Source organism: Dyella solisilvae (assembly GCF_003351225.1).
Classification (GTDB): domain Bacteria; phylum Pseudomonadota; class Gammaproteobacteria; order Xanthomonadales; family Rhodanobacteraceae; genus Dyella; species Dyella solisilvae.
This window is the reverse complement of record NZ_QQSY01000007.1, coordinates 135417-149053: the sequence shown is the minus strand read 5'-3', so window position 1 is coordinate 149053 and position 13637 is coordinate 135417. Positions and strand designations below refer to the sequence as shown.

General features: G+C 62.4%; 10 protein-coding genes. 2 read left to right on the top strand and 8 right to left on the bottom strand.

Features of this window, described 5'->3' with window-relative positions; all coding sequences use genetic code 11:
• Window positions 1-128 precede the first annotated feature (128 nt).
• The 8 genes from DVT68_RS18850 to DVT68_RS18815 all read right to left on the bottom strand — a co-directional run bounded on the left by DVT68_RS18850 (window position 129) and on the right by DVT68_RS18815 (window position 10541).
• Complete coding sequence (locus DVT68_RS18850) at window positions 129-1634, bottom strand: DUF1254 domain-containing protein (RefSeq protein WP_114826748.1); 1506 nt, start codon at window positions 1632-1634, stop codon at window positions 129-131.
• A gap of 169 nt (window positions 1635-1803) precedes the next feature.
• Window positions 1804-2232, bottom strand: a complete 429-nt coding sequence (locus tag DVT68_RS18845; RefSeq protein ID WP_114826747.1) for a YciI family protein — start codon at window positions 2230-2232, stop codon at window positions 1804-1806.
• An 82-nt stretch (window positions 2233-2314) separates the two neighbouring features.
• Window positions 2315-3019, bottom strand: a complete 705-nt coding sequence (locus tag DVT68_RS18840; protein WP_114826761.1) for an aspartate/glutamate racemase family protein — start codon at window positions 3017-3019, stop codon at window positions 2315-2317.
• 121 nt (window positions 3020-3140) lie between these two features.
• Window positions 3141-3806: a methyltransferase family protein gene (locus DVT68_RS18835; protein ID WP_114826746.1), complete on the bottom strand. Its 666-nt coding sequence runs from the start codon at window positions 3804-3806 to the stop codon at window positions 3141-3143.
• A 282-nt stretch (window positions 3807-4088) separates the two neighbouring features.
• On the bottom strand, window positions 4089-5417 hold the full coding sequence (locus DVT68_RS18830; RefSeq protein ID WP_114826745.1) for a family 8 glycosyl hydrolase: 1329 nt from the start codon (window positions 5415-5417) through the stop codon (window positions 4089-4091).
• A gap of 119 nt (window positions 5418-5536) precedes the next feature.
• Window positions 5537-8215 (bottom strand): glycosyl hydrolase 115 family protein, encoded by a 2679-nt coding sequence (locus DVT68_RS18825; protein ID WP_114826744.1) that lies wholly within the window; start codon window positions 8213-8215, stop codon window positions 5537-5539.
• Window positions 8216-8316: 101 nt separating this feature from the next.
• On the bottom strand, window positions 8317-9444 hold the full coding sequence (locus DVT68_RS18820; protein WP_114826743.1) for a fatty acid desaturase family protein: 1128 nt from the start codon (window positions 9442-9444) through the stop codon (window positions 8317-8319).
• A 5-nt stretch (window positions 9445-9449) separates the two neighbouring features.
• The gene (locus DVT68_RS18815) at window positions 9450-10541 is read right to left on the bottom strand and encodes a ferredoxin reductase (RefSeq protein WP_114826742.1); all 1092 of its coding nucleotides are present in this window, start codon (window positions 10539-10541) and stop codon (window positions 9450-9452) included.
• Between the two features lie 91 nt (window positions 10542-10632).
• Here DVT68_RS18815 and DVT68_RS18810 point away from each other — a divergent pair, with 91 nt between their 5' ends.
• Window positions 10633-11277 carry a TetR family transcriptional regulator gene (locus DVT68_RS18810; RefSeq protein WP_114826741.1) on the top strand — a complete coding sequence of 215 codons (645 nt, stop codon included), beginning with the start codon at window positions 10633-10635 and terminating at the stop codon, window positions 11275-11277.
• A 551-nt stretch (window positions 11278-11828) separates the two neighbouring features.
• Complete coding sequence (locus DVT68_RS18805; protein ID WP_114826740.1) at window positions 11829-13505, top strand: hypothetical protein; 1677 nt, start codon at window positions 11829-11831, stop codon at window positions 13503-13505.
• Window positions 13506-13637 lie beyond the last annotated feature (132 nt).

Sequence of the window (13637 nt, the reverse complement as noted above, 5' to 3'; positions counted from 1 at the left end):
CGACTGGTTCTATCGCTTCCAGTCTGGCACTCGATGCCGAAGACGGGGAGGAGTCCATCTCATTGCTCTGGGTCGGAAGCGGACCCAAACGGCGCTATCCCGGCGCGCCCTAGTTAGAGCAGTCGGAATCAAATTTGCTCAATGTCGCTCAGTTTCCACGACTTGTCGAACCACGGCTTCAGCGGACCGTAGAGACGGAACAGGGCAAACCAGCTCTTGCCTGGAATGGTCTGTATCCAGTTCCCCTGCTTCCCGGCCGGCGCTTTCGGGCCGAAATAGAGGTCGACCGAGCCATCGGCATTCTTCTGAATGCTCTTCTGACTCGAAAGGCTGGGAAACTGCTGGTCCGTCTGCAGCATTGAGCGAGTCTGCGTGTCGTAAACCACGATGGACCAGAAGTCCTTCGCCGGCGGGTTGGCATCGACATGCAACCGGTAGGTCTTGCCGCCGTCGAACGCATCACCTCGTGAGTCGAGGATCGCTGCGGCATATTGCGATCCCACGCCTTCCATCGCGACGGCCATCGCGGGCGTGTTGACGGTCGCCATGTAGAAGAACATGGTGCGCGCGTCGAGATTGCGCGCACCGCCCTTGGTCAGCCACTCGTAACTGCCACCAATGAAAGCGGTGTTCCAGTGACGATCTGGATAAATGAGCGCGTCTGGGTCTCGGTTCCGGAAATCGATCGAGCGCGCCGTGGCGTTGCCGACGGCAACCGCTTCCGTGAGGATCTTCTTCATCCGCGCATCCGGCGCGAAAAGCTTCCCCTTCTTCATCCCGATCGCGTTGAACAACCCCATCATGTCTGGACCATACGAGTCCTCGGGCTCCTCCTGGACAATCTGGTTGAGCTCTTCAAAGAAGCGGAAATCGTTGGCGTGGACCGTGTTCATCTCGCGCCCTGACAAGTTGACGAACTTCGCGGGATGCGGCGCTGAGACTTCGGACAGTGGATACACCCTCATGGTTTTCCTGATCGTGTCCGCCGTCGGTTTTGGGCTTCCGTTGCGCATGAAGCCACGCCCGAGCACGATGTTGCCGTAGGTCGGCGACTTGTAGACGTAGTAGCCATTGGGCGGCGTCCCTTTGTAGTCAGGCGGAAGTATCAGGAATTTTCCGCCCTTCCCCTTGTCCGGACCGGCGTTGCCCATGTCACACACGTAGCGGAACCAGAAGTCGTTGACGACACCTAGCACGTCCGGCGGACTTTCCACGACGATCGGTCCGTTCTTCAAGTCGATCCATGTTGCGTAATAGATGCTCTCTGAGTTTGGCGTGAGAAAGAGCGATTTCGAATCCATCAGTGATTCGAAGATGCCGACCGTGCCGTCGACCGTGCCGGTGGCTTTCGAACCGTTTCGAATGGCCACCATTGACGCGCCCGGGATGCCATTGAGGAACGTTTCAATCCCGCGCACAAAATCCAGTTCGTCAAACGCCTTCTGCGAGGTCTCCTTGGTAGGGACGCCATCGAAGAACGTGAGTTCGCCGATACGCGTATCCACCTTCGCAGGCGTCGTGATCTCGGGAGGGATTGGCGTGGTCATCTTGTAGTGCTGTTGAGCATGCAGCGACGGTGCGCACCCAAGCACCGCAGCCCACATAAAGCCAACGACAAATCGGACACGCGACATGACCCCGCCTCCACTTCTGAGTGTGGGTAGCGTCGCTCAGTATCAAAGGAGTGGAGAACGGCAGATTTACCGGAAATAGCTAAGTAAAGTTACCTAGATGCAGTGCATGCCCGCCCTTCGCTGGCAAGGTCCGCTTCGGGCCGGAAGCGGACATCCGCATTCTGCCCTCTCACCGGGTCTGCGCATCGATTTGCTGGCGCAGACGCTTTTCCTCTTCCTGAAGCTCCGGGGTGAAGGCTTCGCCGAAGTCTGCTGGCTCGAAAAAGGGCCGGATCTCGATTTCCGAATCGCTTGTCATCGGGTTTGGGCAGCGGCGCACCCACTCGATCGCCTCGGCCATCGATTGAACTTGCCAAATCCAGTAGCCGGCAATCAGTTCCTTGGTCTCGGCAAACGGTCCGTCGATCACGGTTCGATCCTGGCCTGAGAACCTGACCCGCGCGCCGGCCGAACTGGGCTTCAAACCGTCGCCGCCCTGCATGACGCCGGCCGTCACCAGTTCCTCGTTGTATTTCCCCATCGCGGCGATGAGTTCTGTGCTCGGCATCTGCCCTGCTTCGGACTCGGGTGTCGCCTTGATGATGACCATCACACGCATTGCGCTTCTCCTGTTGGTTGCCGGATGCAAAATTGTCTCGATAGGCTGGAAGAGCCTCTAAGGTCGTTCGCGGAAACCCCGTCTAAACAGGCCCGTCCTCAAGAGACCAGCGCGCGGCATCAGCGGCGTGAATCGCCGTGGTGTCGAACAGTCGGACAGAAGCATCTTCGGGCCGGACAAGCAGGGATAGCTCGGTACATCCCAGGATGATGGCCTGCGCCCCCTTGGTTACCAGGCGTCCAATGATTTCGAGGAATACTTTGCGCGACTCATCGCGAACCAGACCCACGCAAAGTTCATCGTAGATCACCTGGTGAACCCGGGTTCGATCGGCGTCACCAGGGATCAGGACCTTGAGCCCATGGTTGTTCTCAAGGCGGGCTCGGTAGAAATCCTGCTCCATGGTGAAACGGGTTCCCAGCAGACCGATGGTGGTGAACTCGGCCGCCTTGATCGCCGTAGCCGTGGAGTCCGCAATATGAAGCAAGGGTATGGAGACAGCCGACTGCACCTGGTCAGCCACTTTGTGCATGGTGTTCGTACAGATGACCAGGCCTTCCGCCCCTGCCCGCTCCAGCGCGAGCGCGGCTTGCGCCAGCAGTGCCCCCGCCTCCTCCCACTCACCGGCGCGCTGCATCTGCTCGATCTCGTGGAAATCCACGCTGAAGAGAATCAGTTTGGCGGAGTGCAGGCCGCCAAGGTGCTGCTTGACCGCCTCGTTGATCAGTCGGTAGTAAGGGACGGTGGACTCCCAACTCATGCCACCGATCAGTCCTAGCGTTTTCACTCGCCTCGCCTCCACGCTGCCCTGCAACACCTGTTCTCTACGGTGGTAGATGGACCTCGTTCAGTCGAAAAGAAGTCCCGATTTCGGCGCCCGCCCCTCGCCCGTCACATATCGCTATCGATCACCAAATCCCTGGTATCCATCTGTATCTGACTCGTCCCTTGTACGGGTCGTAGCCCGGTAAGCCATGGGTAAGCACGTGCTCTTCGTAGAGCGTACGCGGGATCAGTGCAACTACGAAGATGGTTGCTGGAAGCAGACCCCACCATGAGCCAAGGCAAAGGGGAATGCTCAAGGCCAGGACGGAGCCCGAGATGTAGCCAGGGTGTCGGACGATCGCATAGGGCCCGGTGTCGACAACGGTCTGTCCACGATCGTCTTGGAGTCGGATGCCCGGTTCGAAATAGCGGTTTACGGCCTGCGCCCAGGTCGCGCCACCGAAGCCAAGGAAGAACGGTAGATAGCTGAGCCAGCTCACCCAGCCGGGTGTTTGCGCCAACTGGTAGCGGTAATCGAGCGATGACACCGGAAATATGGCAAGAAAACCCGCGAACGCCATGGCAATGAACACGTAGTCGAGCTTCATGGTTCCCGGCTGTACACGGGAACGCGCCGAGAAGATCTCTGGATTGACTCTCCAGAGCACCGCCATGGCGATGAGCATTGCCGCTATGAAAGCGAGGCAAAAAATCCATGCGCGCACCCATCCGACTGTTCCGGCAGGAACAAAAAGTGCAGCGCCCATCAGGAGCAAAGTGAAAGCCAGTCCCAGAAGGGAGCGGATCATGGGCGTTCCTGCCAAAGGCGTTGGCCCAATGATAGTCCTGGATCGGAAGCGGGCACTTCCCATGAAGCTCTTACCCCTAGAAAGCACGCCCCATTGTGCAATGGGGCGCTGCCCTCGGGGTTCCCACGATCGTATTGAGTACCAATGCGTGGTTCAAAGCTGCGATTGACTGCTTGCGTCTGGGTAGTATCCGCGAGCGCTGGAAAGTATGGCGACCAGGCAACCTCACTCAACCGGCGGGCGCGTGTGCCCGCTCGTAGCAGCTCCGTCCAATGACGCAGCTCAGGGCGACGGGTTCGGCAGCCATGCGCGGAAATCACCGCTGCAATGGAGCAAGGCCATCAAATAGAGCATGCCGTTGTAGTAGCGCTGCGGGCCAGCAGGTACCGGCAGCGCCCAAAGCGCCCGGACGAAGGCCAACCTTTGTGGGTCGGTGGCCGCCAGACTGGTCACGGCGTTAGTGGCGACCAGGCCGGTCATGTGCCCGCCACCCAGTGGCTTGCCACTCAGCGTATACAGGCTCTGATAAGCATCGAGGCCTTGCGAGACGAAGAACGCCTGCAAGCGGTTGCTCATGGCGACCTGGCGACGATCCTGCGCCCACCACGACCAGTCCACGGACCAGTTCATCCCACTTCGCCAGGCGTCGTAGCGGAAATCAGCAGCGGAATCGGACCGCCACGGCGCCGCCCACGGCGTGCCATCGAAGTTGCCGTAATCGGAGGTGAGTGCGGTCTTCGGATTCGCGCTGGTAGCCAGATAGTCGCGACTGGCCTGCGCAGCCTCGTGCCAGAACGCCCGGTCGGCCTGCGGCCCCACTCGCGCCCAAACTTCATAGAAGGCCGGCAAGTGATAGGACGCATCGGTATGTTCCGCGTTCTTAACGTCGGGCGTGAAACGCACCATCTTCGACTGATGGTCGAACAGGTTGATCGCCGTCATTTGACCGTGCATGGTCTGACCGGTGATCGCCTCGCGGTGCAGCACGTTGCGGAGCAGGCGATCGGCCTGGGCACGGTAGTCGTACAGGTCCTGGCCACTGCCCCAGCGCGCGGCGGCGAAGTACAGCGCAGTGATCATGTACTCCTCCCCATCCGGGGCGGGCATCGGATCGTTGATCGTGCCGTTGGTGCGCACCGACCAGGCGAAATAGCCGTAGGCCGGATGCGCCGGATCACGCTGGTACATGTGGGTCATGGCCCAGTTCCAGAGCGCATCAAACTCGCGCTTCCGACCCAGCTGCACCGCGATCATCATCCCGTAAGAAATGCCCTCCGAGCGCACGTCATCGTTGTTGACGTCGTGGATGTACGCCAGCGGACCGTCCGCATTGCTGCCGGCTTCGTAGTAGACCGCCTGCGTGGCGAGATCGCCGTGGAACAGCTGCTGGAAAGCAGTCTGGATCTTTGCTTCCACGTCAGGCCGGGCGTAGCCCGCTTCGGCAAACAGATCCGGGTAACGCCCCGTGGAAACGGCGCCGGCCGGCGCCGTTTCCCCCACCTGACTGCCCTGACTCAGAGCACTCGCTGCCTGCACCGAAAGTGGCGAACAGACCAGTAGCGACGACGTACTCAGAAGCAAGAGGCGAAGCACAGCGGAGGTCTTGGGCATGGCATGGGATCCCGGGCAATGGTGAAGCGCCTCAGCTTTGATGGAGGCTGCTGGGTTTGGGCAAACTTGCTGCGAGTGTTTCGGCTGTCGCGAGTTATCGCTGGACCTTGACCTGGTCCTCAGCGAGTCTCGGGCGGACCAAGGTACGACGGCGGAATGTTGGACGTGCCAAGCACCAGCTTTTCCAGCACCACGTTGCCGTCGAGACGCCAGATCTTGATCACGTGCCGACCTGCCGCAACGCCAGGAAAGGTCGTCTGCAGAACCCGCGCGTTGTCCTTCACGGCCTCGGTCCAGTCCTTTTGCGCCTGCGTGTCCACGCCGTTCGCCGCCGGCGTCATGCGATCAGTCACGATTTGCATCGCGCCATCGTCCACGGAAATGCCGGTACGCAGGGCGCCGTGCCCGGACACATCGAGGGTCGGAGCCGTGGTGAGCTGGATGGTGAGGTCGCCTGGCTTGCCAAGGTCGACGTCATATTCGAGACGCACGCCATCCTTCTCGTCGGTGGCTGCCTGGCCTTGCGGAAACGCCGTTACCGCGCCAGCCGTGCGGCCGAGATGAGGAATCGCACGCCAGGTCAGTCCACGGCCATCCACGGCCCGGCTGTAATGTGGCGCTTCGATCGCGATCACGCCGTCGACGTTCCTCACGGGTCCAATACCCCGATCGAATCCGGCGGAATCGGCTCGCTTCGCGCCCGCGCTGGGCACACGCGTCACCGCGGGCATCGCGTCCACTGTCGGCTCCTGCCATCCCGTGTACCCGATATGGGTCTGCGCCATCATGCCGTTCCATTTACCGCCGTGCAGTGCGTGGTAGGCGTCTGTTAGCGCCTTGTCGCGACGGAAAGCTTCTTCGGCGTCATCGGCGAAAGCATTGGCTCGCGGATCGTTCTGAGCGGCGAGCTTTCGATTCCACGCCACGTCGTAGTACAGGCGGTAGAGGTTGGAGAGCGCGGCAATGGGATGCTCGACCAACTGGAAGTAGGCGTCCTTCTGGTCTTCAGGCAGTAAAGCCTTCTGCTTCTGCATGGCCCGCTCAAGGTCGCGCCACTCGGCCATGATCGAACCGAACTCGCCGCCGTCCAACCCGCCCTTGCCAGCTTCGCCGAGGTGGAAACTGTCCGCATCGACCAGCTCCGGCTTTCGACGCGCCGCCAACTGGCTGTAGCGTGTGATCAACTGCGCGATGGCGGCCGCTTGGTCGGCGCCGAACGTGCTGCGCGCCCACGCTTCGGGATACTGCTCCATCGCATCGAGCGTCATGGCCTCCGGATCCCACGCCTGCTTCATGAAGAAGCTCAGCGGAAACTCCATCGGCTTGATGTCCCCTACGTTGACGATCCACATCGTGCGGACGCCGCTGGCGTAGGCAAGATCCATCTGCTGCCAGACCTTCTCGATCTGGTTGGTGTTGATCCATTTGTAGTTACGCGGCCCGCCCACGTAATCAAAGTGGTAGTAAATGCCGTAGCCACCCTTGCGCGCCGACCCCGGCGCCGGGACGCGACGGAGCTGCCCCCAGTTGTCATCGGAGAACAACAGGGTGACATCGTCGGGCGCCTTCATGCCCTGGTCGTAGTAGTCCTGCACTTCCTTGTAGAGCGCCCATACTTGCGGCGTCTGATCCGCGGGCTTGCCCGTCACGTCAGCAATGATGCTGCGCTGGTCCGCCACGATGCGCTGCAGTTGCGCCTCGCCCTTGTCGCCGACCATGGCCTCATCGCCATCGCCACGCATGCCGACGGTCACGATGCTTTCGTAGCCTTGGCCGTGCCCCTTGGACATCATGCGTTCGATGCCGCCGCGCCAGAACGTGCGCAGGTTGGCCGCATTGACGGAATAATCCCACGGGCCGCCCGTCACGCCACCGTCGGTGTGGCGATGCCACTCATCCTGGGCGCGCATCATGGCCTCGTGATGCGAGGTGCCCATGACGATGCCCATCGCGTCCGCGAGCTTCATGTTCTCCGGATCGTCGTCGGCAAAGGCCCGTGGCGCCCACATGGCGGGCCACAGATAGTTTCCCTTGAGGCGAAGTTCGAGCTCGAAGACATGCTCGTACATGCGCGCGTTGAAACCGCCGAAATGTTCCGTGGCCCAGGTGCTGAAGCTGGGGGCTTCGTCATTGATGAAGAAACCCCGGTACTTCACCTTCGGCTGGTCGCGGCGGGACCCGGCGGTGAGGAACACATTCGACCGATGCTGCACGGGTACGTCGGCAAACCAGTACCAGGGCGAAACACCCATCTTCTCCGAGATGTCGTAGGTACCGTAGACGGCGCCGCGACGATCGGACCCGACGATCACCAGAGCTCGTGCGATGTTCGGATACGGATGATCCACGACGATCTGGCGATAGGCCTCCCACTGACCGGCAAGGTCGTCGGCCTGGATCTTCCCGTCGCGAACCAGTGCGTCGATGGCTGCGCTGTGGCCCAGCGTTCCGACGATGACCACTTCACCCGAGGCAGCGTTGAGTTCAGTGAAGCGTGCAGGCAGTTGCCCGCTGACGCGCTGCAGGTCCGCGGCAAAGCTGTCCGCTACATGGACGACGGCGGAATCGGCGGAAGGGTCGACGACGATGGCCGCCGGGCGCCCTTGCCGCACAAGTCCGAACTCCCCGGCCCCGTCCCGCGAACACACGCCGACGGGTGCATCGCAGGCGTAAGCGTGGCCACACAGGCCGAGGGCCAGTGAAAGCGCGATCGGCCCGAAGGCGAGCGACCGTCCGGCAAGACTCGACTTCGATCGACCCGTCGGCCCACCGTACCGCCCGCGTTTTCCACAAAACATGCCGCCGCCTCTTCAGATGTTAGCGCTAACCTACCGCATCTCCGAGGAAGGCGACAACGGCGGCACGAACGGCATCGTGCCTGCCGCCCATCCGGACCCAATCAGTTGGCGGCCATCAGCGGCCGTGCCCGCCCGGGCTTGCTGGGAAACGCATGGCGCAAAATCCGCCACACCACCGAGCCGAACTGCTTCGACAAGGAACCGGCGTTGTAGTTCTGACCATAGCGCGCACAGATTTCGCGGACTTCCACCGCCATCGCCGCGTAGCGGTTTGCCGGGATGTCCGGGTAGAAATGGTGTTCGATCTGGTGGCTGAGGTTCCCGCTCCACAGGTCCATCAACCGGCCGCCGGTGAGGTTGGACGATCCGCGCAACTGGCGCAGGTACCAGTGGCCACGGGTCTCATTGCGCACGGAATCCTTCGGAAACACTTCGGCGTCGGCGGTGAAGTGGCCGCAGAAGATGATCACGTAGGTCCAGATATTGCGGATCACGTTCGCCACGATGTTGCCGAGGAGGACCGGCAGGAAGAACGGCCCGGCCAGCAGCGGGAACAATACGTAGTCTTTCAGCACCTGCCTGCGGATCTTCCTGACCACCGGTTTGGCCATCTTCCACAAGGCGCCTCCCGTCATCTTCCCCGCGAACCAACGGCCGATGCGCAGGTCCTGCAGCGCGACGCCCCACTCGAACAGCAGCGCGAATACCACGGCCACGAGCGGCTGAAACAGGTAGAACGGTTTCCAGCGCTGCTCGGGGAAGATGCGCAACAGGCCGTAGCCGATGTCGTCGTCCATGCCACGCACGTTGGTCCAGGTGTGATGGCTGTAGTTGTGCGTCTTGCGCCAGGCGTCGCTGGTGCCGACGATGTCCCATTCGTAGGTGCGTCCCTGCAACGCGGGGTCGCCCATCCAGTCGTACTGGCCGTGCATCACGTTGTGGCCAAGCTCCATGTTCTCCAGGATCTTGGACAGCCCGAGCAGCACCGTTCCGAGGATGCACAGCGGCCACAGCAGCACCGGCAGCACCGTGCCGCCCAGGATCGCGCCCGCCATGAGCATCACGCGCCCGCCGAGTCCCAGCCAGCGCACGCCGGCCACGATCCGGCGGATGTAATCGGCGTCGCTTTGCCCCAGCGTCGCCAGCGTGCGGGCGCGCAGTGCGTCCAGTTCCTCACCGAAGCGATTCAGTTCCTCCGGGCTCAGCGCCCGGCTTTTGATCTTGGACATCGTCTTCAAAGTTCCAGGGCAAGATCGCTTTGCGCCGCGTGGATGCACAGGCGCAAGGCTTGGGTGGGTTCGTGCTGCACGCTGCGGTCGGCCAGCGCGCGCGTGGCGCCGCTCGTCTTGCCGCAGGAACAGGTGTTGCAGATGCCCATGCGGCAGCCGTGGCGCGGCTTCACGCCCTGCTCTTCCAGCGCCTCGAGCAGCGACTTGTCCCTCGCGACTTCCAGCGTTCGTCCGCTTTGGAGCAAGGTCACGCGCACGCGACCCTGGTCACTGGGGTCGACAAAGCGCGGCGGTGGGCTGAAAGCCTCCGCCTGGAAGGACAGGTCATGGCCGCCGAGCACCTCGCGGGCGCGTTCGACGAACCCATGCGGGCCGCAGGCGAGCACGTGGACCTGTTCGCCGCCGGGCAGCAACGTGGCCAGGTGACGCGGATCGATGCGTCCCTCCAGCTCATCGCCTGCTTCCGCGGCCTCACCGGTAAGGACGAAGTGCACGCTGAAGTTCGGATGGCGCGACGCAAGCGCTCGCAACGCCGCTGCCTGCACCAGATCGGCGCGCGTGCGGGCCCAGTACGCCAGCCGCACCGGCTGCGGGAAGCCCGCAGCCGCCTGCGCGTTGACGAGCGACAGCATGGGGGTGATGCCGCTACCCGCAGCCAGCATCAGGCAGGGCGCCGAACCATCCGGCACGCTCAGCTCCCCGAATGCCTGACCCAGCGACAGCACGCTGCCGACGGGAATGGCCTGCAGATACGCGCCGAGCTTGCCGCCCTCCACCGCTTTCACGGTGATCCGGATGCGGCCATCGGCGCGCGGCATATCCGACGCGCTATAGGAGCGCGTGTAGCGCACCCCATCGATCTCGACGCCGACATTCACGTGCTGCCCCGCGCGAAAGCCGCGAAAAAGGCGGTTCGGCTGCAGCACCAGCGTGGTGACGCCCTCGGCTTCGGGGCGGCGTTCGACCACCCGCGCCAGCGTCCGGGTCGAGGACCAGAGCGGATTCAGGCGGGACAGCCAGAAGTCGAGCACGGCGGGCGGCGCCCACAACGCGTTGAGGCGGGACAGCCAGGTAGGTTGGCGGATAGCGGTTTCCATCCACCCATTATACGACCATATATACAACTGTATATACGCACGTATATACAGTTGTCTGCTATGCTGTTCAGAGTCCACCCGTCCCGTACTGATGACCCAAGCCACCGCCCCAAGCGACGCCCCCGAGACCGGGCGCAAGCACCAGATCAGCCGGGACGACCTGCTGATGGCGGCTTTGCGCCTGCTGGGGCCGCACCGGAGCGTGTCCAGCCTTGGCCTGCGTGAGGTGGCGCGCGAAGCCGATATCGCCCCCAACAGCTTCTACCGGCATTTCCGGGATATCGACGACCTCGCAGTCGCCCTTATCGAGCTGTCCGGCGAGGCCTTGCGCAAGGTGGTCGACCAGGCGCGCGTCAACACGGTGAGCGGCAACGCGGTCGTGCGCGGCTCCGTGGAAGCCTTCATGTCGCAATTGCGCGCCGAGGACGGGCTGCTGCAGGTGTTGCTCCGAGAAGGAACGGCGGGGTCCGACGCCTTCAAGCGCGCAGTCGATGGCCAGCTCGACTTCTTCGAGGAGGAGCTGCGGGTCGAGCTGGTGCGCCTGACCGAGGCCGCTGATCAGCCCCTGCACGACCCGGCGCTGGCCGCCAAAGCCATCACGCGCCTGATCTTCGCCATGGGCGCCCATGCGCTGGATCGACCGCGCGAGCATGACGCCGAATTGATCGGCCAGATGAGCCAGATGGTGATGATGATCCTGCTCGGCTCCCGCCACCTCCGGGCACGCCTCGGCTGACCTGCGTTCGCTAAGGATCGTGCGCTGATGCATCAGCAGCGCGACTCCTCGAGACGCCTCCCTCCGCGCGCTCGATGCCGTGGCGCGGAAGTTCAGCAAGCCTCCCCGGCAAACCTTGCATGCTGAAACGCCGGCGAGGCGATTCCAGCCATGTGTTGCCGCGACCGAATGAAGTCCCCGTCGAATGCGGGCGCTCAGTCAACACCCAGACCATAGGGCAACCTGCCCCGCCCCTTGATCCAATCACTCCTGTGACGCAGGAAGTTTCGCCGTAACCATGGTGAATTCTTTCGGCTGGGTCATGCACGCAGATGGCATCAAGCCATATGGCGACTCGATCGTTCCAACCTGGTTTCAAGGTTGTAACAGCTAGCGAAGCCCCATGCGACGCAGGCTCTTTCGAGAATCGCAATTCGTTCCGTGAAATGGACGTATAGATGGCTTAATCATCTTTCCAACCCATGACATCCTGTCAAGAATCCTTCATGTGCGGGAACTAGCGTGGCCCTGCTCGCCCACGCCTGGGCAGGCCTGAACCCCTGGAGACCACCATGACAAACCGCTTTGCTCGGCAGCGTATCGGCGCGACCCTTGCGCTCGTTTTGTTCGGCACCGGCATTGCCGCCCATGCCGATGATTCATGGAATCGACGTGACTTCCAGTTCTTTCCGGACAATCTCGTCGTGAGCCGCAGCGTGTACGACAACAAAGCCAGTAACGTTCAGGTCGGAACCATCCTGCCAGTGAATTGCGCGAGCACGACGGGCGGTTGCGGCGGCGCCGCCGGCGCTCCGTTCGACGGCACTTATCCTTATGTGTGGAACAACGATCTGTACGATGCAAGCTTCGGCATTACGGCGCGCATCTATCTCGACCAGATCACGCCGGACGGTCATCTGATCGACTCGCTGCAGGTTCCCAACAGCCTTCTGCCGACGGCGCCGGAAGGCGAACTGGTGACCAGCTTCAGCTCGAAGTCAGAGCTTGCGCTGCATCTGTCGCAGGATCACAAGTACCTCACGTTCATGGGCTACGTCGCGCCGGTGAATGCGATCGACGTGTCCAACTCCAACACGCCTGCTGCGGTTGATCCGACGAACCCGGTCGGCCAAAACTTCTACCGCGCCGTGGCTACCGTTGATCGCAAAGGCCATTTCAGCTTCACCGAAACCAATGCCTACAGCGGCAACAATGGGCGTGCCGCCATTCTGATCAACCGCCATGGCGCCGACTATTTCTACACGGCCGGCAACGCGGGCAATGGCGCCAACCCGCAGCCCGCCGGCATCCTGCTCGGCGCTGGCGCGCAATTCATCACCCCGGCACATTTGCCGGAGATCGCGCAGCACCCGACCGCCTCTACTCCGCTGTCCAGCTTCAACCTCACCGCGCTCGGCCTGAAGGCCGACAAGCTCGGCAAGGACGACAACTTCCGCGGCATGACGGTGCACGACAACGTGGTGTATTTCACCAAGGGCAGTGGCAGCAATGGCGTGAACACGGTGTATTTCGTCGACACCACCGGCACGGCCTGTCCGAACGGTGTGGGCGTGCCCGTCGCCGGCGCTCCGCTGCCGAGTGCACCGCTGGCTTACAACGCGAGCACCTTGCTGACCGACGGCCTGCCGACCAACATGTGCATCCTCGCTGGATTCCCGACCACGCCCGCGAAGACAGCCAAGCCACTGGCTTACCCGTTCTCGCTGTGGTTTGCCGACGCCAACACGCTCTATCTGGCGGACGAGGGCGACGGCTATGCGGGAGGCGCCGACCTGTACACGCACGCCGCCGGCCAGACCACCGCGGGCCTGCAGAAGTGGGTGTACAACAGCACCAGCAAGACCTGGTCGCTGGCCTACACACTGCAGACCGGCCTAAATCTGGGCCAGGCCTATACGGTGAGCGGTTATCCCACCAGCATCAACGCCTCCACGGGCCTGCCGTGGTCGCCGGCTACCGACGGACTGCGCAACATCACGGGCCGGGTCGATCACGATGGCCGTGTGACGATCTGGGCCATCACCTCGACCGTCAGCGGCAATGGTGATCAGGGCGCCGATCCGAACCAACTCGTGGCGATCCGCGACACGCTGAAGAACACCGATGCCACCGTCGCCGCGAAGGAGAAGTTCGTGACACTTCGCACGGCCGGCTTTGCCGAGGTGCTCCGTGGCGTCTCGTTTACACCGGATCAGGACGCGGACGACCGTGACCATGATCACCACTGAGCCAACTAACGTAATGCACTAGATCCGAACTGGCGGCGCCGGCGCAGATGCGCCGGCGTCGCCTTTCGGATTATTCGGCGCGAGCTAGTCCCGCTGCGATTCGCCTTCGCCTATCAGGCGCCGCATGACTCT

Bases quoted from the DNA above. Each gene is read 5' to 3' on its own strand.
- DVT68_RS18825 (WP_114826744.1), bottom strand. From the start codon at position 8,215: ATGTTTTGTGGAAAACGCGGGCGGTACGGTGGGCCGACGGGTCGATCG.
- DVT68_RS18850 (WP_114826748.1), bottom strand. From the start codon at position 1,634: ATGTCGCGTGTCCGATTTGTCGTTGGCTTTATGTGGGCTGCGGTGCTT.
- DVT68_RS18815 (WP_114826742.1), bottom strand. From the start codon at position 10,541: ATGGAAACCGCTATCCGCCAACCTACCTGGCTGTCCCGCCTCAACGCG.
- DVT68_RS18835 (WP_114826746.1), bottom strand. From the start codon at position 3,806: ATGATCCGCTCCCTTCTGGGACTGGCTTTCACTTTGCTCCTGATGGGC.
- DVT68_RS18810 (WP_114826741.1), top strand. From the start codon at position 10,633: ATGACCCAAGCCACCGCCCCAAGCGACGCCCCCGAGACCGGGCGCAAG.
- DVT68_RS18805 (WP_114826740.1), top strand. From the start codon at position 11,829: ATGACAAACCGCTTTGCTCGGCAGCGTATCGGCGCGACCCTTGCGCTC.
- DVT68_RS18830 (WP_114826745.1), bottom strand. From the start codon at position 5,417: ATGCCCAAGACCTCCGCTGTGCTTCGCCTCTTGCTTCTGAGTACGTCG.
- DVT68_RS18820 (WP_114826743.1), bottom strand. From the start codon at position 9,444: ATGTCCAAGATCAAAAGCCGGGCGCTGAGCCCGGAGGAACTGAATCGC.
- DVT68_RS18845 (WP_114826747.1), bottom strand. From the start codon at position 2,232: ATGCGTGTGATGGTCATCATCAAGGCGACACCCGAGTCCGAAGCAGGG.